22 protein-coding genes are annotated in these 25,860 nt (G+C 72.4%); 12 read left to right on the forward strand and 10 right to left on the reverse strand.

Going from position 1 to position 25,860, the window contains the following annotated elements; genetic code table 11:
- Nucleotides 1-172: 172 nt before the first annotated feature.
- The 7 genes from GA707_RS06165 to GA707_RS06195 all read left to right on the forward strand — a co-directional run bounded on the left by GA707_RS06165 (nucleotide 173) and on the right by GA707_RS06195 (nucleotide 8,798).
- The gene (locus GA707_RS06165; protein WP_226963561.1) at nucleotides 173-1,414 is read left to right on the forward strand and encodes a glycosyltransferase family protein; all 1,242 of its coding nucleotides are present in this window, start codon (nucleotides 173-175) and stop codon (nucleotides 1,412-1,414) included.
- Nucleotides 1,415-1,490: 76 nt separating this feature from the next.
- A complete protein-coding gene (locus GA707_RS06170; protein WP_226963562.1) occupies nucleotides 1,491-2,789 on the forward strand; it encodes a glycosyltransferase in 1,299 nt (432 codons plus the stop codon).
- Entirely contained in the window at nucleotides 2,786-4,000 is a 1,215-nt protein-coding gene (locus GA707_RS06175) for a glycosyltransferase family 4 protein (RefSeq protein WP_226963563.1), read from the forward strand. The genes GA707_RS06170 and GA707_RS06175 overlap by 4 nt, the downstream gene beginning before the upstream one ends.
- Nucleotides 3,993-5,792, forward strand: a complete 1,800-nt coding sequence (locus GA707_RS06180) for an ABC transporter ATP-binding protein (RefSeq protein ID WP_226963564.1) — start codon at nucleotides 3,993-3,995, stop codon at nucleotides 5,790-5,792. The genes GA707_RS06175 and GA707_RS06180 overlap by 8 nt, the downstream gene beginning before the upstream one ends.
- A gap of 5 nt (nucleotides 5,793-5,797) precedes the next feature.
- A complete protein-coding gene (locus GA707_RS06185) occupies nucleotides 5,798-7,105 on the forward strand; it encodes a phosphotransferase (protein ID WP_152177519.1) in 1,308 nt (435 codons plus the stop codon).
- Entirely contained in the window at nucleotides 7,102-8,223 is a 1,122-nt protein-coding gene (locus GA707_RS06190) for a hypothetical protein (RefSeq protein WP_152177520.1), read from the forward strand. Before GA707_RS06185 ends, GA707_RS06190 begins: the two co-directional genes overlap by 4 nt.
- Before the next feature lie 95 nt (nucleotides 8,224-8,318).
- Nucleotides 8,319-8,798 (forward strand): hypothetical protein, encoded by a 480-nt coding sequence (locus tag GA707_RS06195; RefSeq protein WP_152177521.1) that lies wholly within the window; start codon nucleotides 8,319-8,321, stop codon nucleotides 8,796-8,798.
- Nucleotides 8,799-9,064: 266 nt separating this feature from the next.
- On the opposite strand, the gene rplI is transcribed toward GA707_RS06195, so the two are convergent.
- The 8 genes from rplI to GA707_RS06235 form a co-directional block, all read right to left on the reverse strand.
- On the reverse strand, nucleotides 9,065-9,511 hold the full coding sequence (gene rplI / locus GA707_RS06200) for a 50S ribosomal protein L9 (RefSeq protein ID WP_152177522.1): 447 nt from the start codon (nucleotides 9,509-9,511) through the stop codon (nucleotides 9,065-9,067).
- Nucleotides 9,512-9,537: 26 nt separating this feature from the next.
- The gene (gene rpsR / locus GA707_RS06205; protein ID WP_152177523.1) at nucleotides 9,538-9,774 is read right to left on the reverse strand and encodes a 30S ribosomal protein S18; all 237 of its coding nucleotides are present in this window, start codon (nucleotides 9,772-9,774) and stop codon (nucleotides 9,538-9,540) included.
- A 159-nt stretch (nucleotides 9,775-9,933) separates the two neighbouring features.
- Nucleotides 9,934-10,554 (reverse strand): single-stranded DNA-binding protein, encoded by a 621-nt coding sequence (locus tag GA707_RS06210; RefSeq protein WP_152177524.1) that lies wholly within the window; start codon nucleotides 10,552-10,554, stop codon nucleotides 9,934-9,936.
- 118 nt (nucleotides 10,555-10,672) lie between these two features.
- Nucleotides 10,673-10,960: a 30S ribosomal protein S6 gene (rpsF, locus tag GA707_RS06215; protein WP_152177796.1), complete on the reverse strand. Its 288-nt coding sequence runs from the start codon at nucleotides 10,958-10,960 to the stop codon at nucleotides 10,673-10,675.
- A gap of 376 nt (nucleotides 10,961-11,336) precedes the next feature.
- Nucleotides 11,337-11,576 carry a hypothetical protein gene (locus tag GA707_RS06220; RefSeq protein WP_152177525.1) on the reverse strand — a complete coding sequence of 80 codons (240 nt, stop codon included), beginning with the start codon at nucleotides 11,574-11,576 and terminating at the stop codon, nucleotides 11,337-11,339.
- A 64-nt stretch (nucleotides 11,577-11,640) separates the two neighbouring features.
- Complete coding sequence (locus GA707_RS06225; protein ID WP_152177526.1) at nucleotides 11,641-12,465, reverse strand: alpha/beta hydrolase; 825 nt, start codon at nucleotides 12,463-12,465, stop codon at nucleotides 11,641-11,643.
- The gene (locus GA707_RS06230; protein ID WP_152177527.1) at nucleotides 12,462-13,859 is read right to left on the reverse strand and encodes a hypothetical protein; all 1,398 of its coding nucleotides are present in this window, start codon (nucleotides 13,857-13,859) and stop codon (nucleotides 12,462-12,464) included. The genes GA707_RS06225 and GA707_RS06230 overlap by 4 nt, the downstream gene beginning before the upstream one ends.
- The gene (locus GA707_RS06235; protein WP_152177528.1) at nucleotides 13,859-16,171 is read right to left on the reverse strand and encodes a transglycosylase domain-containing protein; all 2,313 of its coding nucleotides are present in this window, start codon (nucleotides 16,169-16,171) and stop codon (nucleotides 13,859-13,861) included. The genes GA707_RS06230 and GA707_RS06235 overlap by 1 nt, the downstream gene beginning before the upstream one ends.
- Before the next feature lie 211 nt (nucleotides 16,172-16,382).
- On the opposite strand from GA707_RS06235, the gene GA707_RS06240 reads away from it, so the two are divergent.
- Nucleotides 16,383-17,474, forward strand: coding sequence for an inositol-3-phosphate synthase (locus GA707_RS06240; protein WP_152177529.1), 1,092 nt, complete (start codon nucleotides 16,383-16,385; stop codon nucleotides 17,472-17,474).
- A 128-nt stretch (nucleotides 17,475-17,602) separates the two neighbouring features.
- A complete protein-coding gene (locus GA707_RS06245) occupies nucleotides 17,603-17,827 on the forward strand; it encodes a biotin/lipoyl-binding carrier protein (RefSeq protein ID WP_152177530.1) in 225 nt (74 codons plus the stop codon).
- Nucleotides 17,828-17,847: 20 nt separating this feature from the next.
- On the opposite strand, the gene GA707_RS06250 is transcribed toward GA707_RS06245, so the two are convergent.
- Nucleotides 17,848-18,591, reverse strand: coding sequence for a PP2C family serine/threonine-protein phosphatase (locus GA707_RS06250; protein ID WP_152177531.1), 744 nt, complete (start codon nucleotides 18,589-18,591; stop codon nucleotides 17,848-17,850).
- Between the two features lie 25 nt (nucleotides 18,592-18,616).
- On the reverse strand, nucleotides 18,617-20,158 hold the full coding sequence (locus tag GA707_RS06255; RefSeq protein ID WP_152177532.1) for a CCA tRNA nucleotidyltransferase: 1,542 nt from the start codon (nucleotides 20,156-20,158) through the stop codon (nucleotides 18,617-18,619).
- A 133-nt stretch (nucleotides 20,159-20,291) separates the two neighbouring features.
- Here GA707_RS06255 and GA707_RS06260 point away from each other — a divergent pair, with 133 nt between their 5' ends.
- The 3 genes from GA707_RS06260 (at nucleotide 20,292) to GA707_RS06270 (ending at nucleotide 25,859) form a co-directional block, all read left to right on the forward strand.
- On the forward strand, nucleotides 20,292-20,747 hold the full coding sequence (locus tag GA707_RS06260) for an NUDIX hydrolase (RefSeq protein ID WP_193315225.1): 456 nt from the start codon (nucleotides 20,292-20,294) through the stop codon (nucleotides 20,745-20,747).
- Nucleotides 20,747-23,185, forward strand: a complete 2,439-nt coding sequence (locus tag GA707_RS06265; RefSeq protein WP_152177534.1) for a DUF6049 family protein — start codon at nucleotides 20,747-20,749, stop codon at nucleotides 23,183-23,185. The genes GA707_RS06260 and GA707_RS06265 overlap by 1 nt, the downstream gene beginning before the upstream one ends.
- Before the next feature lie 67 nt (nucleotides 23,186-23,252).
- On the forward strand, nucleotides 23,253-25,859 hold the full coding sequence (locus tag GA707_RS06270) for a hypothetical protein (RefSeq protein WP_152177535.1): 2,607 nt from the start codon (nucleotides 23,253-23,255) through the stop codon (nucleotides 25,857-25,859).
- Nucleotide 25,860 lies beyond the last annotated feature (1 nt).

Here is a 25,860-nt window from a genome sequence, read left to right on the forward strand (position 1 = left end):
GCCCGCTCCCGGCAACTCCTGTCAAGCATTTGTCCTAACATTCTGATAAATGCCTTCCGGCAGGTCAGCGGCCCGTGGACGCCGTTTCGGTCCTATTGCCAGGAAGTGGCGGATGAGGACTCTCTCACGGACGGCTCATGGGCCTCTCACGCACACCTCGTTGACTCGAGTCATGTTCACCCGACCGACGACGTGGAGAGGCGAGACCATGCATCCCCGAGGGCACATCGGTTCCGAGCCCCGGCCGATCCGCGTCGCGTTGTACAGCCACGACTCGGTCGGTCTCGGCCACACCCGCCGCAACCTCGCGATCGCCCACGCGCTCGCCGAGGAGCTGCCCCGCCACACCGGACGAAGCGCGACCGGCCTGCTGCTGACCAGCCTGCCGATCCCCACGCACCACCTGCCGGCCGGGTTCGACCTGATCGGCGTGCCGGCCATCGGCAAGTCCGAGGCGGGATACCGGCCGCGCCACCTCGGCGTGCGGATGCCGGAGGTGCTGCGGCTGCGCTCGGACATCCTGCGCGCGGGCGTCCTCGGCTTCCGGCCCGACCTGCTCGTCATCGACCGGCACGTCCACGGGGTCGGCGGCGAGCTAGACGCCACGCTCGCCACGGTGCGCCGGCAGCTCCCGCTGACCCGGGTCGTGCTCGGCCTGCGTGAGGTCCTCGACGACCCGGCGACCGTGGCCTCCGAGTGGGCGGGGCTCGACCTCCACGCCGTGCGCCGGCACCTCGACGCGATCTGGGTGTACGGCGACCCTGTCGTCCACGACCTGCGGAGCACCGGTGAGGTCCCCGCCGAGCTGGCCGACCTGGTCACCCCTACCGGGTATCTCGCGGCCGGCCGGCACCGCCACGGCTCGACCGAGCACGAGCGGCCCTACGTGCTGACCATGGTCGGCGGCGGCAGCGACGGGACGCGACTGTGCCTCGCCGCCGCGGCTGCACCGGCGCCCGTGGGGCACACGCACGTCGTGGTCACCGGGCCCCAGATGAGTGTCGACGACCACCGCGCCGTCGTCGCGGCCGCGGGGCCGGACACCCTCGTCCTGCGCAGCGTGCCGGACGGGCTCGAGTCCATCAGCGGCGCCGCGGCGATCGTGACGATGGCGGGCTACAACAGCGTCACCGAGGCGCTGCCGTTCGGCGGCCCGATGCTCCTCGTGCCTCGCGAGACCCCCCGCACCGAACAGCTCATCCGAGCGCGCTCACTGGAGCGGGTCGGCGCCGTCGACGTGCTGCGCGGGGAGGACCTGAACGCATCGCGGTTGGGGACGTGGCTCGCCGGTGCCGTCGGGCGCCGTGTCGACCGCAGTCACCTCGACCTCGGCGGCCTGACCACCGTGAGCCGGCTCGCCGCCGGCCTCGTCACCGACCTGACCCTTCAGGAGGTTTCCGATGTCGCTGTCTGACGGCGCCGGTGTGGTGCCCGCGCCTCGCGTTTCCCGGTTGGGGAGAGAAACGGCTCCTTCACCACGCTTCGGAACCGTGGTGAACGATGCGTTTCCCGGTTGGGGAGAGAAAAGTGACCCCACCCCCCGGACCGGATACGTCGTCAAGGTGTACCCGCGGTTCTCGGAGACGTTCGTCGTCACCGAGGTGCTCGCCCGTGAGGCCGCCGGGGACGACCTCACGATCTTCGGGCTGCGCCCGACGACGGACGCGCGGTTCCACCCCGAGCTGGCCATGGTGCGCGCCCCCGTCGTGCACCTGACCAAGCCGACGAAGCTGACCGACGGCTGGGCGGGACTGGCTTCAGCGCAGGAGCAGCTGCCGGACTTCGCGGAGCGTTTCGCGTCGATCCTGCCTTACCTCGCGCGCATCGACGCCACCGACGCCCTCCAGGGCATCGACCTCGCGATCGCCGCCCGGCGCCGCGGCATCGAGCACCTGCACGCGCACTTCGCCTCGGTCGCGGCGCGGGTCGCCTATGTCGCCTCCGTGCTGGCTGACATCACCTTCTCCGTGACCACCCACGCCAAGGACATCTTCCACGCCGACGTCGACGCCGACCTCCTCGGCGAGGTCCTCGGCGCCGCGAGCACCGTCGTCGCGATCAGTGAGTACAACCAGGGCTTCCTCGAGGGGCAGTACCCCGAGGTGACCGAGCGGATCCGCCTCGTCCGCAACGGCATCGACGTCGAGAGGTTCACCTACAGCGCACCCACCCCGGTCGGCGACACCCTTCGCGTCGCCGCGGTCGGCCGGCTCGTCGAGAAGAAGGGCTTCGACGTCCTCGTCGACGCCGCCGCGCTCGCCCGCGACCGAGGCCTCTCTCTCGAGGTCCGCATCGCCGGCGACGGCGAGCTGCGGGAGGACCTCGAGGCCCAGATCACCGCCGCGGGGCTCGAGGGCACCGTCACCCTCCTCGGGCCGCGTGGGCAGGACGAGATCCGCGACCTGCTGCGCTGGGCGGACGTCCTCGTCGCCCCGTGCGTCGTCGGCCGGGACGGCAACGCCGACGGCCTGCCCACCGTCCTCCTCGAGGCGATGGCGATGGGCGTCCCCTGCGTCAGCACCGCGGTGACCGGCATCCCCGAGGCGATCCACCCCGCTTCCCCCGAGGGACCGGCCACCGGTCTGCTGCTGCCCCCCGGCGACGTCGAGGCCGTCGCCGCCGCCATGGAGGACGCGGCCCGCCCCGACTTCCCCCGCACCGAGATCGCACGCTCCGCGCGCGCGCTCATCGAGACCGAGTTCGACAGCCGGGTGCAGGCGCGCCGGCTCGCCGACGTCACCGCGCCCTCCGCCCGACCCGCACCCCAGCCGACGGGAGCCGTCCGATGAACCTGCGCGTCGCATACCTCTGCGCCGACCCCGGCGTTCCGGCCTTCGGGACCAAGGGCGCCTCGGTCCACGTCCAGGAGATCATCCGCGCGTGGCGTGCCCGCGGAGCGCAGGTGCACCTGTACTGCACCCGTCTCGGCGACGACGTGCCCGCAGATCTGCGCGACCTCCCCGTCACGCACATCCCCGTCGAGCGCGGCACGGAGCCGGCCGCCCGCGAGCGCGCCCAGGCCGCCGCGGCCGTGCGGCTCGCGCGCGCGGTCCTCGCCGACGGGGCGGACGTTGTCTACGAGCGCTACTCGTTGTTCTCGACGGCGCTGGCCGTCATCGGCGAGCACACGCCCGTCGCGCCGCAGCGGATCCTCGAGGTCAACGCGCCGCTGATCGAGGAGCAGAGCCGGCACCGCACCCTCGTCGCCGAGGCCGGCGCCTGGGCGGCGCTGCGCGCCCAGACCGCCGCCGCGGACCGCGTCGTGGCGGTCTCGCCGCCCGTCGCCGAGTGGGTCGCCCGACACGGCGACATGGGGGCCGGCGGGGACGTCCTGCGGGTCGTCGCGAACGGCGTCAACGTCGACCGGATCCGTCCCTCAGCGGGTGCGCGGTCCGGCCTCCCCGTCGTCGTGTTCGTCGGCACCCTCAAGCCGTGGCACGGCATCGAGACCCTCGTCGAGGCGGCCGCTGCCGCTCGAGAGCCGTGGCGGCTTCGCCTCATCGGCGACGGTCCCCAGGCGGAGGCGCTTCGCGAGCAGGCCGCCCGACTCGGCGTCGAGGTGGACTTCCGCGGGGCCGTCGCGCCCGAGCGGATGGGCGCCGAGCTCGCCGACGCGAGCGTCGCGGTCGCGCCGTATCCCCAGAGCGAGGACCACTACTTCTCGCCGCTGAAGATCTACGAGTATGCGGCGGCCGGTCTCCCCGTCGTCGCCTCCGCGATCGGGCAGGTCCCGCAGATCGTCGCCGACGGCGTCACCGGGACCCTCGTCGCCCCGTCGAACGTCGCGGCGCTGGCGGCCGCGATCGACGACCTCGCGGCCGACCCCGAGCGAGCGGCCCGGATGGGCGCCGCCGGCCGCGAGCGGGCCGTCGCCGAGCACTCGTGGACGCGCGTGCTCGACCGGGTCCTCGAGGGCCTGGCGACGGACCGGCCGGACCGGACCGCGCGGGGGGAGCGTCGCATACCGGAGCTGGTCGAGGCGGGTGGTCGCCGTGGCTGAGCACTCCGCCCTGCGCCGCACCCTGCGGGTCATCCGTCCACACCTGCGCCCGCAGACGACCCTCATCGCCGGTGGTTCGCTCGCCCTCCTCCTCGAGGTGGCGTTCCGCGTCCTCGAACCGTGGCCGGTCAAGTTCGTCGTCGACGCGGTCACGCGCTCCCTCGGCGCCGACCTCGCCGAACCGGGCCCGGTCGCGACGACCCAGCTGCTCCTCGCCTGCGGGCTCGCGACGATCTCGATCGTCGGACTGCGGGCCGTGAGCAACTACGTCGCGACGGTCGCCTTCGCGCTGGCCGGCTCGCGCATCGCGACCGCGGTCCGGCAGCGGGTCTTCGACCACGTCGCGCACCTCTCGCGCCGCTTCCACACCTCCTCCCGCAGCGGCGACGTCGTGCAGCGGCTCGTCGCCGACGTCGGCCGCCTCCAGGAGGTCGCCATCACCGCAGGCCTGCCCCTCATCGTCAACGTGTTCACGCTCGTCGCGATGTCCGGTGTCATGCTGTGGATCGACCCGGCCCTCGCGGTCGTCGTCGCCGGGGCCGCGCTCGTCTACGTCGTCTTCGCCCGCACGAGCACCGAGAACATCACGACCGCGGCACGGAAGACCCGGCGCAACGAGGGCGACCTGGCCAACCTCGCCCAGGAGACTCTGGGCGCGATCCAGGTCGTGCAGACCTACAGCCTGCAGGGCGAGCTGTCCCGACGCTTCACCGCGAGCAACAAGCGCTCGCTCACCGAGGGGGTCAAGGCCCGCCGACTCGCCGCCGCGCTCGAGCGCCGCACCGACGTCCTCATCGGCGTCGCGACCGCCATCGTCCTCGTCTTCGGCGGCTCGCGGGTGGCGAACGGCGCGATGACCCCGGGTGACCTCGTCATCTTCCTCACCTACCTCAAGACCGCGATGAAGCCGCTGCGTGACCTGGCCAAGTACACCGGCCGGATCGCCCGCGCGGCCGCCTCCGGCGAGCGGGTCGCCGACCTCCTCGACACCGAGAACGACATCGTCGACCCCGAGCACCCCGTCGAGCTCGGCAGGGTCGAGGGCCGCATCGACCTCGTCGGCGTCACAGTCGACCACGGCGACGGTCCGGTGCTCGCGGGTGTCGACCTGCGCATCGAGCCCGGCGAGCGGGTCGCCCTCGTCGGCGCCTCCGGCTCGGGCAAGTCGACCCTGACGACCCTCCTGCCACGCCTGCTCGACCCGGTAGCCGGGCAGGTTCGGATCGACGGCACCGACGTCCGTGACGTCCGCCTCGCCGACCTGCGTGCCCAGTTCAGCGTCGTCCTGCAGGACACCGTCCTGCTCAGCGGCACGATCGCCGACAACATCCGCCACGGCAACCTCGACGCGAGCGACGACGACGTCCGCCGTGCGGCCCACCTCGCGCGCGCGGACGGCTTCATCGCGCGGATGCCGAACGGCTACGACAGTCTGGTCGGCGAGCGCGGGGTCACCCTCTCCGGCGGCGAGCGCCAGCGCATCGCCGTCGCCCGCGCGCTCCTGCGCGACGCCCCGATCGTCATCCTCGACGAAGCGACCACCGGCCTGGACGAGGAGAACGCCGCCGCCGTCCGCGACGCCATCGCCACGCTCACCGCCGACCGCACGACGCTCATCGTCACTCACGACGACGACCACGCTCGAGAGGCCGACCGAGTCCTGCGCGTCGAGGACGGGCGGGTCACCGAGGTCACCGCGCACGCGTCCCCCGACGCCGGCGCCGCGCCGACCGAGCCGCTCGACTTCAGATCGACCCTGTCGCTCGCGGTTGTCACAAGAGGATCATCGTGACTGTCATGACACCTCCGTCCCGGCCGATGAACGACCCGCTGACCAGCGCATACCCCGTCCTCGACGCGGCTCGCCTGAGCGAGCTGGTCGAGGCCGAGGTATGCGCGGGCGGGCTCCGGCACAAACCCGGACGGTCGACCAGCGCGAGTCTGCTCAGCCGGGGCGCGGGTCGACCGCTGGGCTGGGTGCAGATCCTGCTCGGTCACCAGCCGGAGAAGGTCGCCAACGCCCGCCGGCGCGCGTCCGCACGAGGGCGGACCGTGCGGGTGCGCGACCTGCCCGACGTGGCCGGGGTGCTCGTGCACGGCCCGATCGACACCGACCCGAGGCTCCACCGCGGGCTGGCGACGATCTCACCGGTGCTGCCCGATGTGGGGGCAGCGATCGCCGACGGAGCGGTCGAGGTGCTCCGGTACAACGCGCTGCGCCGCCTGGTGCTGCGGGGCGGCGACCTCGACACGAGTGGCCACCTCCACCCCGGCCACCCGTGGGAGGTGGCGGGGCGGCCGGGCACCGGGCTCGTCGACGGCGTGCCGTCGACCGAGGTCGTCAGGGTCAGTGCGGTCCGGCGCGGCCCCGGACTGCGCGCGGCGGCTGAACTGGCGGCGCGAGGGCTGCCGGTGGGTGCCGCCGTTCTGGACCCGGTCACCCCGACGTCCCGACACGTCACGGTCTGGCCGTGGGTCCACGGCCTCGACCTGGCCCACACACCGGACGGGGATGCCGCGGCGGCCGCGGCCCGCGCCCTCGCCGGCATCCACATCGTCGCGGACTCGGTGGGAGGACAGCGCATCCAGCGGATGCTCACGCCGGGAGACCCGCCTCGGCACCGGGTGGCTCGGATCGTCACCGACGCGCTGGCGATCGCGCCGGAGCTGTCCGGTCGGATGCTGCCGCTGATCGAGCGTCTCCCCGAACCCGCCTGGGACACCGGGCACATCGTCCATGGCGACTTCTCGGCCGATCAGGTGATCCGGCGCGACGCGACGCCGCAGCACCGGGGGACGGAGGCGGCGGGCGACGACATCACGATCATCGACCTCGACCGGGTCCGGCTCGGCGACCCGCACGAGGACCTCGGCTGCTTCGCGGCCGCCGAGCTGCGGCGCACCGGCGGATGGGGGCTGCTGCCGGACCTCGTGGCGGCCTATCCCCGCCCGGTGCGGCGCGGCTCTCTCCACGCGTGGACCCTGCACGCCCTCGTCATGCGGCTGCTCGAGCCGTTCCGCAGTGCCGCACCGGACTGGCGCGGCGAGATCTCCGAGCGGTTGGACGAGATCGATCGGGTCCTCACCGAAGGCGTGCTGTCGTGACCCTCGGCGCAACCGGCGTCGGCACAGGGCACCCGCGCGGCGGTCCCGTACCCGGCGTCGTGCACGCCGGCGACGAGACCGTCGTCGTCGGGCGGGCCTGGCCGAGCGTGCGGGTCGAGGCCGACGGCGGTCGCATCATCCGGATCGAAGGCCACGACCGGGACGGCCGGCTGCGCGCCGGGCGCCTCGTCGTCAGCGGACCTCCCGGTGCGCCGCGCCACGACGTCGTCCTCAACCGCCCCGGGCACGACCGGAAGCTCCCCGCCCTCGAAGCCGTGGCCGGCCGCGGGACGCTCGTGGTCCACCGGCTCGGGCGGCGTGCCGTCGTCCGCCACGACGACCGGTTCGTCAAGGTGCTGCGCCCCGGCTCCTCGGACGCGGTGGCCCACCGCTCGCGGGTCGGTGCCCGGATCGCCGCGTCCGCCGGGTTCGTCGCCGCCGAGGTGCTGGACGCCGGACCGGGCCGGATCGAGTTCGCCGTCGTCCCCGGGCAGGACCTGCACAGCGCCGGCGCCTCGATGGACCTGGCGTCCTGGGCCGACGCGTGGGACGCGTGGGCCGACGCCTGGCCGGCCTTCGCCCGAGCGGACGCCTCACCTGAGAGGCCGCCCGCGCATACCGCCGCGGACGAGCTGACCGGACTGGTCACCTGGCTCGACCACACTCATGCCTTCGCCGCACTGCCGCGGCTGCAGCGCGAGCTCGTGCTGCGCTGCCGGGCTCTCGGCGACGAGCTCGCCGCGACCGAACCCGACGCCCCCGTCGTCAGCCACCGCGACCTGCACGACAAGCAGCTGCTCTGGGACGGACGGCGGGCCGGGCTGCTCGACCTCGACACCCTCGCCCTCGCCGAGCCTGCGCTCGACCTGGCCAACCTCGCCGTACACGCCGAGCTGCGCACCCACCAAGGGCTGTGGTCGCGACATCACCGTGACGTCGTCCTCGAGCGCGTCGAGCGGGTTGCCGACGACCTGGCCGTCCAGCCGCGGCGGATGCGCGCGTACGCCGAGGCGACCCGGCTGCGGCTGACGATGCTCTATGCGTTCCGGCCGCGGTGGGCGCCGCTCATGGCCGACTGGCTGCATGAGAGGTCTCTCACCGCCGTCTCATCGACCTGACGGGTTCGGTCGCGACAGTGGAGTCGTGACAGTGCAGCAGGCAGAGAACGGGTCCCGTCGCCGGGCCCTCTCGACCACCCACCAGGAGTGACACGATGAAGATCGCCGCAGCCGTCCTCGGCTTCCTCCTCACAGGTGCGCTCAGCGCCTTCCTGTGGACCGGAGCCGTGCGGGCCGAGCCGGGCCAGGGCACCCCGACCCCGACGGACACCTCCCCCATCACGCTGCCGAGGTCGAACGAGTCCGTGGGCCAACCGGACACCGGCTCCAGCCCGACGACTTCGGCCCGCCCGGATACGACGGCGCAGTCGACCGGTGCGACGGCGACCGCCGACCCGAGCGCGACCCCAACGGCCACGCAGACCTCGACCTCTTCGGCGACGGCGTCCACCACCCCGTCTGTCGTCACGCCGTCGGCCCGTCCGAGCACGCGCACCTCGGCACACGCGCCCCCGGCCGACTCCTCCCGGGGCGCAGGCTCGTCGTCCGGCTCGTCCTCGTGGGACGACGATGACGATGACTGGGACGATGACTGGGACGACGATGACGACGATGACGACGACGATGACGACTGAGGCCCTCGGCTGATGAGACACCGTTCCGCGACCTGACACGCGTCATCCGGTCCTTGCACCCGAACTGCGACCTGACCCCTGCAATGGTGCGCGTCAGGTCGCAGTTCGGGTGCAGGGGCCGGGGTTCGGGAGCCTGGCCGCAGATCAGGCCGAGGGTGCGGAGCACGGATCGGGCGACCACCGCATACCGCAGACCAGCACAGACACGGCGAAGCCGCCCCGATCGACTCGGGGCGGCTTCGGCGTGAGGGGAGCCGGGCCGGCGCTCAGCCGGCGACGACGGACAGGGTGACTGTCGCCTGGACCTCGGGGTGCAGGCGCACGAGCGCGGTGTGCTCGCCGACCGACTTGATCGTGCCGGGGACCTCGATCTTGCGGCGATCCAGCTCGGGACCGCCGGCGTCCTTGACGGCCGCGGCGATGTCGGCCGTGGAGACGGCGCCGAAGAGGCGACCCTCCTTGCCGGCGTGCGCCTCGACGGTGATCGGAGCCGACTCGAGGCGGGCCTTCATCGACTGCGCCTCCTCGAGGGTCTTGACCGCGCGGGTCTCGCGACCCTTGTTGATCGCGTCGACCTGCTTCTGACCGCCCTTGGTCCACGGCGTCGCCAGGCGACGCGGCATGAGGAAGTTGCGGGCGTAGCCGGGCTTCACGTCGACGACGTCACCGGCGGTGCCGAGGCCGGAGACCTCGTGGGTGAGAATGACCTTCATTGCTGCAGTGTCCTTTCGGTGACGGCTCAGCGAGAGGAGCTGGAGTACGGCAGGAGGGCCATCTCGCGGGCGTTCTTCACGGCCTGCGCGATGAGGCGCTGCTCCTGGACCGACACACCCGTCACCCGGCGCGCGCGGATCTTGCCGCGGTCCGAGATGAACTTCCGCAGCAGCGCGGTGTCCTTGTAGTCGATGGTGTCGATCTTGGCGACCTTGAGCGGGTTCGCCTTCTTCTTGGGCTTGCGAATGGCGGGCTTGGCCATCGTGGTGCTCTCCTTTTCGGATGAGCCCGAGCGCTGCTCGGGATGGTGGTGAATCTGTGTCGAGTTGTCGTGCTGTGCTCGCGACCGCGGTCCCGACTGGCTGTCCGGTATGCGGTGCTCGCGTCGATCAGGCCTGTCGCCCTGATCGTGGTCCGCGGATCAGAAGGGGGGCTCGTCGTAGGACGGCGCGGTGTTCCACCCGCCGCCCTGCTGGCCTCCCTGGTTGCCACCCTGGCCGCCACCGGCGGGGGCACCCTGGGGTGCTCCCTGTCCGTAGCCGCCCTGGCCGCCACCCTGGCTGCCACCCTGGTTGCCCCAGGTGCCGCCACCAGTGCCGGACCCGCCCGGGCCGGTGGCCCACGGGTCCTCCTGGCTCTGGCCGCCGCCGAAGCCACCGCCACCACCGCCGCTGCGCTGGCTCTTGGTGACCTTCGCCGTCGCGTACTTCAGGGACGGGCCGATCTCGTCGACCTGCATCTCCATGACGGTGCGCTTCTGACCGGTCTCCTTGTCGTCCCAGGAGCGGGAGACGAGGCGACCGGTGACGACGACACGGGTGCCCCGGTGCAGCGACTCGGCGACGTTCTCGGCCGCCTCGCGCCAGATGGAGCAGCGCATGAACAGCGTCTCGCCGTCCTTCCACTCGCTGGTCTGCCGGTCGAACGTGCGCGGCGTGGAGGCCACGGTGAAGTTCGCGACCGCCGCACCCGAGGGGGTGAAGCGGAGCTCCGGGTCACCGGTGAGGTTCCCGACGAGGGTGATGACGGTTTCGCCAGCCATGTGAGGTCCTTACGCGTGGAGTCGGTTGCTGGTGTCGGTTGCTTGGGGTTGGTGCTGACTGATCTGCGGGTGCGCTGTCGTGGCTGCGCTGTGCTGATTTAGCGCTTCCGGGTGCCGCTCAGGCGCCGGGGCGGAAGAGCTTGGTGCGCAGAACCGACTCGTTGAGGCCGAGCTGGCGGTCCAGCTCCTTGGCCGTGGCCGGCTCACAGGTGAAGTTGACGACGGCGTAGATGCCCTCGCCGCGCTTCTTGATCTCGTAGGCGAGACGGCGGCGACCCCAGATGTCGACGTTGTCGACGGTGCCGCCATCGGTCGTGATGACCTTGAGGAACTTGTCGAGTGAGGTAGCGACGGTGCGCTCCTCGGTCTCCGGGTCGAGGATGACCATGAGCTCGTACTGACGCATGCTGATAACCCAGCCTCCTTCGGTCTTGGCGGTCACGGTCCTTCCGTGACAGGAGGGTTGCATGGTTCGCCGACAGGGCGGGACGGTTATCCACAAGACCCGTGCGACGCATACCGATCGATCGGGATCCGGGACGGACCTCGGGCAGGCGGATGCAGACGCGCGCGGCGAACCTGACCAGGGTACCCGGTGGCCGGTGGACTCGCGAAAACGTTGCCCGCCGCCGACTCCGTCTCCATCGCGCCCCTGGCATGCCACCGTCGTGACGCTCACGGCCCGGCATGCCAACCGCGCGGCATATCGCGCCCCTGGCATGCCACCGTCATGACGCTCACGGCCCGGCATGCCGACCGCGCGGGCGAGCGGCCCCGCGACGTCAGGGCGTCGGACGCTTCCCCGTCGACCCGCCATCCGAGCGTGACCTCGAGCCGAGCGACCAGACCACGGCGCCGATGACGATCCCGAGCCCGCCGCCCATGGCGGCGCCGAGGGCGAGCCCGGTCGGGCCGCCGACGAGCAGTCCGACGATGGTGCCGAGACCCGCCCCGAGGATCAGCCCCAGGCCGACCGCATTCGCTGACCTCGCTGACTGTGCTGACTGTGACGTGGGTGCCACTTCGATCCCTCCTGACCTCCACCGTCCCGCACCCCGTGGCAGCGGTCAATGACGCAGGGCACACTCACTCGATCACGTCGTCGGCCAGCGCCGCGACCTGCTCGGCGAGGAACGGCCCGAACCACACCGCGTCGTTGTGGCCCACGCCCGGGAGGACGACCTCGCGATGCAGGGTGCCCACCGAGCGGGCGAGCGCTGCCGACGACTCGGCCGGGACGATGTCGTCGGCATCGCCGGACAGGACCACGACCGGCACGGTCGAGTCGGCGAGGTGACGCGCCGACTCGAACCGGTCGCGCAGGATCCGCTCGACGAGCACCCGCGGATAGTGCGCCGAGCCGACATCCACGAGCGAGGTGAACGGCGAGCGGAGCACGATGCCGGCCGGCGGGTCGCTCACGGCGAGGCGCGCGGTCACCCCTGTGCCGATCGACTCGCCGACATAGAGCGTCCGCTCCGGCGCGAACCCCACCGAGCGGAGGTATGCGGCACCCGCCTGCGCGTCCGCCACGAGTCCGTCCTCGCCCGGCACTCCAGGGTTGCCGCCGAACCCGCGGTAGTCGAGCAGCAGCACCGTCAGGCCTTCGGCCGCGAGCGCACGACCGACATCGAGCCGACCGGCGCGGTTGCCGCCGTTGCCGGGCAGGTAGAGGACCGCGACGTCACGGTCGGCGCCCGTCGGACGGATCAGCCAGGCGTCGAGCTCGAGACCGTCGGCCGTCTCCAGCCGGACGTCCTCCCCGTGGACACCCGGTGCGGCCCGGCTCACGGTGCCCGGATCGCTGCGGTCGGGGACGTAGACGAGGTGACGCTGCCCGAACCACGCCGCGCCGACGAGGCCGCCGAGCACCGCGGTCAACACCGCCGCGACCACGACCGCCCGCCTCATCCCGCCGATGGCCGGGAGTCGTGGTCGTGGGCTTCGCCCGCAGGTGCCGAGCGGCCCGGGTAGTCGGGATCGTCGACGTTTCCCGGTTGGGGAGAGAAAGGGTGCCTTGACGACGCTTCATTACCGTGGTGAACGTCGAGTTTCCCGCTTGGGGAGAGAAACGTGAGGTCACCACCCGGCTCGCCAGAAACATCGATGTCCGGCTCGGCGGCGGAGAGGTCGACGACGCGCCACATCAGGTAGCCGATGGCGGCGAGGCGCAGCAGGAGGAAGAAGGCGTACCACCCGGCGGGGAGTCCGCGGTCGGGCTCCTGCAGCCCGCCGAGGTAGAGCCACACCATCGGGTAGTAGACGACCTCGGCGGCGGCCCAGACGAGCATGTCGCGCCACGGCAGCGAGCTCAGCGCGACGAGCGGCACGAGCCAGAGCGAGGCCTGCACCGGCACGGCGGAGCCGGTCACGAGCACGGCGGCCACGCCGAGCAGGGCGAGGTCCGCCGTCGCCGGCGTGCGCCGAGCGGTGGCGACGTGCCAGAGCACGAGGGCGGCGGCCACGGCCCAGCCGGCGAGGACGAGCCACGGCGTCAACCACGTCGGCAGCGGCTGGCCGGCCAGTGACGGCAGCAGCCAGATCGACCCGTACGACGGCACCGCGTCCCACCACGCCTGCACCGGTCCGGTGATCCGGTCGAGCTCACCGAGCAGTGCGGCTCCCCCGACGATCGCCGCCCCACCGGCCCCGAGTCCGAGAAGCATCGCCCGGGGGCTCCGGCCGGACCTCGCGGCGACGGCGAGCAGGACGACGACGAGGATGAGGGCGTAGGACCGGGAGAACACCGCGAACGCCAGCAGCAGCCCCGCCGCGGCGTCGAGCCGGCGTCGCCAGGCGAGCAGCGCAAGGACGGCGAGGGTGACGCCGACGATCTCGGCCGACAGGAGCAGGGTGAGCGGCACGACCGGGCAGAGCACGACGAGCAGGGCGCGGGACGGGTCGTCGAGCCGGTATGCGGCGGTCGCCACCGCGACCACGGCCAGGAGGACGAGGCTCACGAGAGCCCAGAGCAGGACATAGCTGCTCTGGGCCGACGCCTCAGCCGCCCGCACGGGGGCCGCGACGAGCCGGAGGGCGAGGGCGGTGACGACCGGCTCGGAGACCTCACCGCCGCCGCGCAGCGCGGTCAGCGCGGACGGCAGGTCGGAGTAGCAGGCCCGCCAGAGCGGCGCCTGACCGCCCCATCCGTTGTTGAGGCACCAGCCCCTCAGCGCGAGCGCGGCGAGGACCGGCAGCGCCGAGAGGAGGACGGCCAGCCGGGCCCAGCCTGCGGCCGAGGTGACCTGCGGTGCGGTATGCGCGCCGGGCGGGCCGCCGATGACGCGCCAGGGGGTCTGGCTCATCAGCCGTCGCCGGAGTCACCACCGCCGCCGCCGCCGCCGGAACCGCCGCCGGGACGACCGCCGCCGGGCGGGTTCCCTCCGCCTCCGCCACTGCCGTCAGGGGGTCCGCCGGTCTCGGTGGGTGTGGGGGCCGGGGGCGTCGGGGTCGGTTGCGGCTCCTGCGTGGGCTCGGGCGTCTGGGTCGGCTCGGGCTCCTCGGTGGGCGTCTCGGTCGTCGGCTCCTCGGTGGGCGTCTCGGTCGTCGGCTCCGGCTGAGGCTCCTGGGTCGTCGCCGGGGGCGGCGGGGGTGGTGCCTGGGTGCGGGTCGGCACGTTGCTCTCGCCGGTGTCCGCCGGCTCCGGGAAGGGGATGACCTCGGTGCCGTCGAGCGCGGCCACCATGTAGTCGGTCCAGATCCGGACCGGGATCGTGCCGCCGGTGATGCCGCCCTCGTAGCCGGGGATGTCCGTCATCGCGACCGGAGTGCCGTTCTCGTCCTGGAACATGCCGACCGCCGTCTCCAACTGGGGCACGAAGCCGTTGAACCACGCCGAGCGGAAGCTCTCCGAGGTTCCGGTCTTGCCCGCCGAGGGACGGTCGAGGTTCTCGCCGGCGTACCGGCCGGAGCCCGACTCGGTGACGCGGGTCATGGCGTCGATGAGGTCGCTGACCTGGTCGGCGTCGAAGGCGCGCTCGGCCCGGGGTTGGGCCTCGTAGTCGATGTCGCTCCCCTCGACCGTCGACGTGATCGACCGGATGAGATAGGTGTCGGAGCGCTCGCCCTCGGCGGCGAACGTCGCATAGGCCTTGGCCATGTCGGCCACCCGGACGGTGGCCGTTCCGAGCACGTTCGCGGGGTTGTTCTCCAGACCCTCCTCGGGGACGCCGGCCTTGACGGCGGACTCGGTGGTCTTCTCCGGCCCGATCTCGAGGTTGAGCTCGGCGTAGGCGGTGTTCACCGAGTTCTCGGTGGCCTGACGCAGGTCGACCCGGCCGTACGAGACGTCGCCGAAGTTCTTGACCCGGCCCTCCTCGTTGCCGACCGACTCGAACTCCTCGAAGAACGCGGGCGAGTTGCCGTTGAACGTCGACCGGGTCGAGATGCCCTCCTCGAGAGCCCCCATGAGGGTGAACGGCTTCCACGTCGAGCCGGCCTGCATGGTGGCCTGGGTGGCGTTGTTGAACTGGCGCTCCTGGAAGTCGCGACCGCCGTACATCATCGTGATGGCGCCGTCACCGGGAACGACGGACATCGCGCCCACCTGGAGGTTCTCGGTGCCCTCGCCGGTGGGCATCCACTCGTCGACGGCGGCGACGATGGCGTCCTGCTGCTGCTTCTCGATCGTCGTGACGATGCGCAGGCCGCCGGTCTCGATCTGGGCGTCGGTCAGTCCGAGCGAGCCGGTGAGCTCCCGCTTGACCTCGTCGGTGATGTAGCCGAGCGGACCCGGGGCACCGCGGTACTGCTCGCTCGGGGCCACGGTGGGGAAGTCGGCCGCCGCACGGTCGGCCTCGTCCAGCCAGCCCTGCGACACCATGCCGTCCATCACGTAGTCCCAGCGGACCTTCGCGGCCGCGGCGTTCTCGGTGCCCACGGCCGGGTCGAGGTAGGACGGCTGCTGGATGATGGCCGCCAGGAGGGCTCCCTCCTCGACGGTGAGCTCGCTGACGTCCTTGCCGAAGTAGGCCTGGCTCGCGGTCTGGATGCCGGAGGCACCACGGCCGAAGTAGATGGTGTTGAGGTAGTTCTCGAGGATCTCGTCCTTGCTCAGCTCGCCGTCGATCTTCACCGAGATGAGGATCTCCTTGGCCTTGCGGACGTAGGAACGCTCCTGGGTGAGGAAGTAGTTGCGGACGTACTGCTGGGTGATCGTCGAGCCACCGCCGGACGTCGAGTCGCCTGTGACGAGTCCCACGACGGCCCGGCCGAGTCCCCGGACCGAGATGCCGTCGTTCTCGTAGAAGGTGCGGTCCTCGGCGGCGAGCACGGCGTTGCGCACGTGCTCCGGCACCTCGTCGATGGACACCGAGTCGCGGTTGATCTCCGAGAGTCGGTCCAGCTCGGTCTCGCCGTCGGCGTAGTAGATGACCGAGGCCTCGGCCAGGGCCGCGTCGTTGGGTTCGGGGATGTCCGTCATCGCATACGCCATCCCCAGGCCGACCAGGCCGAGGACGCCGAGCGACAGGATGGTGATGAGGATCGCGCGGCCCCAGCGGGGCCGCTTCTTCCGACGGTCGGCGCGGGCGTCGGCGCGACTGCTCGGAGAGCTCTTGGCCGAGTTCTTCGGGGTCCGGGAGGCGGACGCGGCGGAGCGACTGGATCGGGCGCTCATAAGATCTGGATACTTCTTCCGACGACGGAGTGCGGGCGGGCGTGCGGGCCCGTGCTGTGGGCCCTCTGGTTCCAGTATGGGCCTAACGACCGATGCCCGTCGTGCGTGCCCATCGGGGTTGGGCGTATGCTGACGCGAGCCATTAGTGACATAGGCAGGCATTTGTCACATCAAACCGTGGGTGCGTCACCCCCCTCATCAAGGAGTTCCGATGGGTTCCATCCGAGTCGCGATCGTCGGTGTCGGCAACTGCGCGAGCAGCCTCGTCCAGGGGGTGGAGTACTACAAGGACGCCGACCCTCAGGGCAACGTGCCCGGCCTGATGCACGTCCGCTTCGGCGACTACCACGTCAGTGACGTGGAGTTCGTCGCCGCGTTCGACGTCGACGACACCAAGGTCGGCAAGGACCTCGCCGAGGCGATCAACAGCAGCGAGAACAACACGATCAAGATCTGCGATGTCCCGACCAGCGGCGTCACCGTCCAGCGCGGCCCGACGCTCGACGGCCTGGGCAAGTACTACCGGATGACCATCGAGGAGTCCGCCGCCGAGCCGGTCGACGTCGTGCAGGCCCTCAAGGACGCCGAGGTCGACGTCCTCGTGTCCTATCTGCCGGTGGGCTCCGAGGAGGCCGACAAGTTCTACGCGCAGTGCGCGATCGACGCCGGCGTCGCCTTCGTCAACGCCCTCCCGGTCTTCATCGCCAGCGACCCCGAGTGGGCCGCGAAGTTCGAGGAGGCCGGCGTCCCGATCATCGGCGACGACATCAAGAGCCAGGTCGGCGCGACGATCACCCACCGCGTCATGGCCAAGCTGTTCGAGGACCGCGGGGTCGTGCTCGATCGGACCTACCAGCTCAACGTCGGCGGCAACATGGACTTCAAGAACATGCTCGAGCGTGAGCGTCTGGAGTCCAAGAAGGTCAGCAAGACCCAGGCCGTCACCTCCAACCTCGACGGTCCGCTCGCCGGCAAGATCGACGACCGCAACGTCCACATCGGTCCCTCGGACTACGTCGCGTGGCTCGACGACCGCAAGTGGGCCTACGTCCGCCTCGAGGGTCGCGCGTTCGGCGACGTCCCGCTCAACCTCGAGTACAAGCTCGAGGTCTGGGACTCGCCCAACTCGGCCGGCATCATCATCGACGCCATCCGCGCCGCGAAGATCGCCAAGGACCGCGGAGTCGGCGGCGCCCTGCTGTCCGCCTCGTCCTACCTCATGAAGTCCCCGCCCGAGCAGCGCGAGGACACCGAGGGCCGGTCTCGGCTCGAGGCCTTCATCCGCGGCGACGAGATCCGCTGACGCGACCACCGCATACTCCATCGCCCCGGCCGCTCCGCGCCCCCGTCGCCCGACGACGGGGGCGCGCTGCGTTCCGCGACCCGGCACCCGACATCCCACCCGGGCCGCGCTCGCTAGGCTGCTGTGTCATGGGTCACGTCCACGTCCTGTCCGAGCTGGTCGCCAACGTCCTCAACGTCAGTGTCGGCGTGGGCGACACCGTCTCGGTCGGTGACGAGATCGTCCTCGAGGAGTCGATGAAGATGGAGATCCCCGTTCTCAGCGAGGTCGACGGAACCGTCGTCGAGGTCAAGGTCGAGCCGGGGGACGTGGTCCAGGAGGGCGAGATCCTCGCGGTGATCGACACCCGCTGAGCGCCGCGGGAGCCGGCGCGTCAGTCGCCGGCGGTCACCGCTCGCACGACGACGACGGTGATGTTGTCCCGCCCGCCGGCGTCCTCGGCGGCGGCGCAGAGCAGGTCGGCCGCCGCCTGGGCGCTGGGTGCGTCGGCGAGGATCCGGGCGATCTCGGCGTCGCGGAGCTCGCCGGTCAACCCGTCCGAGCAGACGAGGAAGGTCTCCTCGCCCGACGGGTCGCGATCCCAGACGTCCGGTTCGGGGTCGAGCTCGAGACCGAGGGACCTCGTGATGATGTTGCGGGCCGGGTGGATCGCGGCCTCGGTCCGGGTGATGTACCCCGCGTCGACGAGCTCCTGGACCTCGGAGTGGTCGACCGTCAGCTGGTCGAGGCGTCCATCCGCGAAGCGGTACACCCGGGAGTCGCCGAGGTTGAACACGAGCCAGCGGCGAGCACTCGCCGGGCCGATCAGCGCCACGCCGGTGAGCGTCGTGCCCATCCCCCGCCGGCGGCGCTCGGCCAGACCGGCCTCGATGATGCTCGCGTTGGCGTCCGAGACGGCTGCGACGACGAGCTCGGGGGTGATCGGGTCGTGCTCGGACAGGCGGTCCATCGCCTCGATGGCCAAGGCACTGGCCACCTCACCCGCGGCGTGCCCGCCCATCCCGTCGGCGACGGCGAAGACCCGGTCGCGCACGAGGTAGGCGTCCTCGTTGTGCTCACGCACGCGACCGACGGCCGTCCTCGCGCCGACCTCCACCGTCGTCCCCGCCACACTCATACTCTCTCGTCACGCACCCTTCCGCTCATCGGCTCCGCTGTCGTTCCCTGCCCGGCTGCTGCTCCTGCACCGACTTCGGCTGCTCGGCCCACCACGCGAGCAGACGCTCGCGCGCGGCGGCCGGACCGATCGGTCCTTCGTCCAACCGTACGGCGAGCAGGTACTTGTACGCCTTGCCGAGCACAGGGCCGGGCTCGATCCCCAGCACGGCGGCGATCTCGTTGCCGTCGAGCTCGGGCCGGACCGCCTTGAGCTCCTCCTGTTCGAGGAGCACCGCGATCCGCCGCTCGAGGTCGTCATAGGTGCGCGCCAGCCGCTGGGCCTTGCGGGCGTTGCGGGTCGTGGAGTCGGCTCGGGTGAGCCGGTGCAGCCGGGGCAGGAGCGGTCCGGCGTCGGTCACGTAGCGGCGCACGGCCGAGTCGGTCCACTGGCCGGTCCCGTAGCCGTGGAAGCGCAGGTGCAGCTCGACCAGACGCGAGACGGCCTTGGTCGTCTCCTTGTCGAAGCGCAGCGCCCGCATCCTCGCGCGGGTCAGCTTGGCGCCGACGACCTCGTGGTGGTGGAAGCTCACCCCGCCACCGGGCTCGAGGCGCCGGGTGGCCGGCTTGCCGATGTCGTGCAGGAGCGCCGCGAGGCGCAGCACGAGGTCGGGACCCGGCACCTGGTCCTCCGGCGCACCGGGCGGACCCTCGAGCGCCATCGCCTGCTCGAGGACGATGAGCGAGTGCTCGTAGACGTCCTTGTGGCGATGGTGCTCGTCGATCTCCAGCTTGAGTGCGGGCAGCTCGGGCAGGACGTATGCGGCGAGCCCGCTCTCGACGAGAACCTCCAGTCCGGCGCGGGGTCGGTCGGCGAGGACGAGCTTGACGATCTCGTCGCGGACGCGCTCGGCGGAGACGATGTCGATCGTCTCGGCCCGGTCCCGCATCGCAGCCGTCACGCGCTCGGAGAGCCGGAAGCCGAGCTGGGCGGCGAAGCGCGCTCCGCGCATCATGCGGAGGGGGTCGTCACCGAAGGAGACCTCCGGTGCGGTGGGCGTGTCGAGGACGCGAGCGCCGAGGTCGACGAGTCCGCCGTGGGGGTCGGCGAAGCTCAGGTCGGGCAGCCGCAGCGCCATGGCGTTGACCGTGAAGTCACGGCGCAGCAGATCGTCGGTGAGGTTGTCCCCGAAGGCGACGACCGGCTTGCGGGTCAGGCCGTCGTAGGCGTCGGCCCGATAGGTGGTCACCTCCACCGTCACCGGGCCGTGCCGGGCACCGATCGTGCCGAACTCCTTGCCGATGTCCCACCAGGCCTCACCCCACTCACGCAGGATCGCCGCCGTGTCGTCCGGCAACGCACTCGTCGTGAAATCCAAGTCGGGAGAACCGCGCCCGAGGAAGGCGTCCCGCACCGGTCCGCCCACGAGGGCGATCTCGTGACCCGCCTCGGTGAAGCGGCCGCCGAGGTCGCGCAGCAGCGGGATCACGGGCGCGAGCTGAGCGACCGCCCGCTCGCGTAGGGCGCGGACCTGCTCGTCGCGCAGAGGTGCACGCGGCGGGACGGAGGGCTCGGTGGGGGCAGGCACGACATCCAAGGGTATGCGTTCGGCACCGGGTTACAGTGAACGGATGAGCGAGGTCGCAGCGTCGAAGGGGGACGAGCCACCGGCCCGCGCACGCGACCGGCGCAGCCCCCGCCCGACGCCGCCCCGCCTGTCGATGACGAGTCGGCTGCCTGCGGTCGAAGAGCGCTCCGCGGGAGGCATCGTCGTCGACATCCACGGCGGTGAGGCGCGCATCGCGGTGATCGCCCGCCGCAACCGCGCGGGGCGGATCGAGTGGTGCCTGCCGAAAGGGCACATCGAGGGCGACGAGACCCTCCCCGAGACCGCCGAGCGCGAGATCGCCGAGGAGACCGGGATCGAGGGCCGGGTGCTCATCGAGCTCGGCACCATCGACTACTGGTTCGCGACCCCCGACAAGCGGGTCCACAAGTTCGTCCACCACTACCTGCTCGAGGCGACCGGGGGGACGCTGACGATCGAGAACGACCCCGACCACGAGGCCATCGACGTCGCCTGGTTCCCACTCCGCGAGGCCCACCGTCACCTCACCTTCCCCAACGAGCGCCGGATCGCCCGGATCGCGTGGATGCGACTCGCGGGAGAGCCGTAGTGGCCCGAGCCCGGGCGGCGGCGACGCCGCTCGCGCTCGCGCTCACGCTGCTGCTTCTCCTCGCCGTCCTCGTCTCCGGGTTTCCGTCCGCCTCCGCTTCCTACGGCGCGTCCGCGTCCCACCCTGCCTCCGCGCCCCTCGCCATCTCCGCTCCCGCGTCCTCCGCGCTCCCGGCAGCCGACGAAGAGCAGACCTCCGGGGTCGGCCTGACCGGGGTCGATCCGCTCGTCGCGACCCCCGGCCGGCCGGTGACCGTCTCCGGAACGCTCGACGTGGCCCGGCTCGGTCTCGACCTGTCCGAGGCTCCCGGCGAACCTTCGGACGCGGCCACCCCGCCGACCAGCCCGAGCCCGACCACGCCCGGCTCGACCTCCGCCGACCCGCCGGCGAGTGAGCCTCCGGTGGCCACGGTGGAGGTCCGGCTGGGCGGGCAGATCCCCCGCACGAGCGAGGAGGTCGACGCCTGGCTCACCGCTCCCGGGCCCAGCGGGGGCACGCTCATCGCGAGCTCCCCGGTCGCGGCCGGCACCGACCCCGGGGCCGAGAGCATTCCGTTCGACGTCACGATCGACGACGTCGAGGAGTGGGTGAGCGACGCATACGGAATCCTGCCGGTCAGTCTCGAGGTCGTCACGGCCGGCGACTCCGAGCCGGCCGGTGTGCTGCGGACGTACGTGCCCTACGAGGTCCGCAAGGAGTACGAGCCGCTCCAGGTCATGCTCGTCGTCCCGGTGACCGTGCCGCTGGACCTCGCGCTCCTCGGGGAGTTCGGCGACGAGCGGACCGCCGCCTGGGAGAGCCTCGTGGGCGAGAACGGCACGCTGCGACAGGTGCTGGCCGCCGCGGACGACCCGAGCATCGCCTGGGCCGTGGACCCCGCCCTGCTCGAGCCCGGTCCGGCCCCGGCCGAGGTGCCCGACGACGAGGAGGAGGACCAGGGCGCCGAATCCCAGGGCCCCGCCGTCACGACTCAGCCGACCACCGCGCCCGGCACCTCCGGGCCCTCCCCCACATCGCCCACCGTGTCGGGAGCACCGGGCGGGACCCCCACACCGCCGACGGACACGGCCACCGACGACGGGACGGACGAGCAGGACCTCGAAGAGCCTCCCCCCGGCGTCCGCGAGCACACGCTGCGAGCCGAGTTCGCGGCGGACCTCGTCGAGGGCGTCGACGGCCGCACCGTGCTGCTGCTGCCCCAGCACGACGCCGACATCGGAGCCCTCGCCGACGACACGACGGACGACAGCACCCCCGAGGCGGTGCGCGACCTCCTCACCCCGCCGCTCGACGTGGCCGCCGCCAGGGAGACCCTCGAGGGAGCGGGCGCGGAGGTGGCGCCGACCGTGTGGCCGGCCGCCGGCGCCTGGAGCACCTCCCTCGACGCTGCCTTCGCCGAGCTGCTGAGCTCGGCGGCGGCGGGCGGCGCAGAGGACGCCGCGGCCGCCACCGGGACCCCGTGGATGGTCATGCCCTCGTCGGACAGCCTCACGCAGAGCACGCGCGGACCGTTCAGCTCGCCCGCGGGGATCCCCGTCACACCCTACGACGCCACCTTGAGCCGAGCGGCCGGCTCGGCGCACGACGAGTCCTCCACGGTCACGGCCGGTCTCGCCATGACCGCCCACTCGCTCATCGAGCTCAACGAGCTGCCCGGCACGACCCGGCACCGGATCGTCGTCCTCGAACGCGACAGCGCGTCGACCGGAGCGGCCGGCGACCTCGACGCCGTCGTCGACGCCGTCCCCTGGCTCGAGCCGGCCGGACTCGGCGACGCCGGCCGCCGCGGAGCGCTCGTCGAGGTCACCCCGCCGGCCGAGACCGCCGTGCTCGACGACGACCGCGCCCGCAACCTGCTGACCACGGTCGGCCGGCTCCCCGTGGCGGCCTCCGTGCGGGCGGACGACGGGTCCGACCTCGCGACCCGCGGAGCCGACGTCCTCGACCAGCTCGTGTCCCTCCGATGGCGCGGCGCCCCGGAGGACTGGACCACCGCATACCAACCGATCGGGACGACCGTCTCCGAGACGTTCGAGGGACTGACCATCCCGTCCCGCGACATCTCGTTCCTCGCCGACAGCGGACTGCTGCGGGTGACCGTCGAGAACTCCCTCGACACCGGCATCGAGAACGCCGTGCTCGACCTCACCGTCGAGGACCCCATCCTGCGGGTCGAGAGCGGACCCCAGCCGGTCGAGGTCGGGGCCGACAGCCGGACCACCGTCGGCTTCGACGCGGTGGCCATCGCCTCCGGCCGGGTCGACGTCACGGCGACCCTGCGGGCGCCGGACGGGACGATCCTCAGCGAGCCGACGGCGTTCTCGGTGCGGGTCTCCCCGACGTCGGACTGGATCTACTGGGTGCTCGGGGCTCTCGCGGGGCTGGTCCTCGTCATCGGTGTCGTGCGCACCGTGACCCGGCGACGTCCCAGCGCCTGACGGGACGGCCGCTTAGGATGGCACGGACGGCCGCCGCGAGGAGGACGGCCGCCGCAAGGAGGACTCTGTGCAGGGAATCGGACCAGGCAGCGTCCTCGGTGGGCGCTACACCGCCGACCGACGGACCGCACAGTACGCCGGCGCCGAGCGCTGGATCGCCCGCGACACGACGCTCGACCGTGCGGTGATGCTGTTCACCGTGCCGCGGTCGCACCCCAACGTCGACGCCGTGCTCGACGCAGCACGCCGCAGCGCCGGCCTCGACAACTCCCGGCTCAGCCGCATCCTCGACGTCGGCCATGACGACGACCTCGCCTATATCGTCGAGGAGGCTCTCGAGGGCGCGCACAGCCTCACCACCCTCCTGTCCGCCGGACCGCTCCCCGCTCCCGAGGTGCGCCGGATCGCCGGCGAGACCGCTCTCGTGCTCGACCTCGCCCGCCACCGCGGCCTGCACCACCAGCGCCTCACCCCCGACCTCGTGATGCGGACCGTCGACGGGGACGTCAAGGTGCGCGGACTCGCGACCATGGCCGCCCTCGCCGGGGTCGATGACGTCGACGACCAGAGCGCCGCGCGGGCGGACGCCGTGGCGGTCGTCGCCATCGCCTACGCCGGGTTCACCGGCCACTGGCCGCTCCCCGGCGACCGCGGTGGTCTGCCGCCGGCACCGCGGGTGTCCTCGCACGTCGCGGCGCCCTCGGAGATCGCCGTCGGCGTCCCGGCCGACCTCGACGCCCTGTGCCGGCTGACGTTCGCCAACGACCAGGGTCCCATCACCCCCGGAGACTTCGCCCGGCAGATCGCGCCGTGGTCACCCATCCCGGTGCTGCTGCCGACGCTCGACGCACCCGAGCCCGCAACCATGTCGACCGACACCGGCTCGGACCAGGGTGCCGCCGACCGGGCCGAGGTCGTGTCTGCCTCCGAGCCGGACTGGGACGCGGACGGCGCTGAGACCGCCGAGGATCCCGTAGCTGTCGCCACTGTCGGTGACGACGAGGCGGACGCCGGGAGCGACGCGGCTTCCGAGGGAGCGGCCGCTCCTGCCGCGGGTGGTGCCCATGATGCGACCGACGGCGACGACGTCGGTGGCAGGGATGGCTTCGACGACAGCGAGGACGCCGCCGACAGCGAGGGCCGAGACCCCGGGCAGGGCGTCCGCACCGCTGCGGCCGCCGCCGGAGGGGCAGCGCTCGCCGGTGCTGCGGCCGGTGCCCGCCCTCCCGGACCGGGTATGCGGTCCACCGACCCCGGACCCGGCACCTCCACCGGTGCTCAGGGGAGTGGTGGTCAGGGTCGCTCCAACGGTGCGGCCCAGGGCGGCGGTCCTGGTCGCGGGACCGCAGGCCCGGCCGGCCGTCCCGGCGGCCCCAAGGGTGCCGTCCCGGTGGCCCGCCGCGTGCCCGCGGCAGCCGGCCCGGGGGGGCCCGGCGTCAAGGGCGGAGCGGGCGCACAGGGTAGAGCGGGGTCGGCCCTCGACAGCGGGCAGAGCAGGCCGGGCGGCGAGGCCGGAGCCAACGGCTCCGCCGGAGGCCCGGGAGCCGGCAGGCAGGTCGCCGCGCGCGCGTCTTCTGCCCCCGGGGCCCCGACGCAGCCGCCGCAGTCCGCCAGCCCCGAGGGTCCGAGCACGGTCGCCGCGATGACCGCGGCGACGACCGCCGCGCTCGCCTCGTCGAAAGCAGCGACCGTCAGTGCCGCGCGAGCTCTGTCCGGCCGGCTCTCCGAGTGGTCGACGACCACCCGAGAGCGAGCGCGTGACGCCGTCGAGGACGTGCGCGCCCGCCGCGAGCAGTCCGCCGCCGACCGGGCCCGGGATACCGGGCCGAACGCCGAACCCTCCGGCGGGCGTCCCCAAGGCGCCACCAAGACAGCCTCCCGGCCTGCTCTCGCCCGCACCGGCGCCGCGGGTGGTGTCGCCGGCGGAGTCGACAGCCGCGACGGCGACCGCCTCGAACCCCCCATCCCGCTGCTCCCGCCGTCGGCGGCCGAACCCCTGACCCGCGACCAGTCGCGGATGGCGATCGGCATCATCGTCGGCTTCCTCGTCCTCGCACTCGTGCTCGCCATGTGGGGTCTCTCGCGCATACCGTCGCTGCCGACCCTCGCCGGCTCGAACGACGGCGCACCGGCGGCCTCTCCGACCGCAGGTGCCACCGACGACGCCGCCGAGGGTGGCGAGGACGGCGAGAGCGACGGTGGGGGCGACGGCTCCGCAGCCCCCTCGGGCCCGCTGGAGATCGCAGCGGTCAACGACTTCGACCCGCTCGGTGACGGCGCCGAGCGCCCCGAGGAGCTCGATCTGATCCTCGACGGGGACGACTCGACGTTCTGGGCGTCCGAGGGCTACCGCTCCAGCGAGTTCAGCGGACTCAAGATCGGCCTCGGAGTGATCCTCGACCTCGGCGAGTCGGCGGACGTCGGTGAGGTCACGCTCGAGCTCCCCAGCACGTCCAGCGGGACCATCCACGTGACCGACGACTCGAGCTACACCGAGGGCGCCGAGCTCGGCGATCTGGCGGTCGCAGGCGAGTTCAGCGGCGATGGATCGGTCACCGCCACGCTCGACGAACCGGCCACCGGTCGGTATGTCATCGTCTGGTTCACCGAGATCTCCGACGGGGGCGAGCAGTGGTACCGCGCCCGACTCGCCGGAGCGACGGTCACCAGCTGAC

Source organism: Nostocoides sp. F2B08, from assembly GCF_009184895.1.
Lineage (GTDB): Bacteria > Actinomycetota > Actinomycetes > Actinomycetales > Dermatophilaceae > F2B08.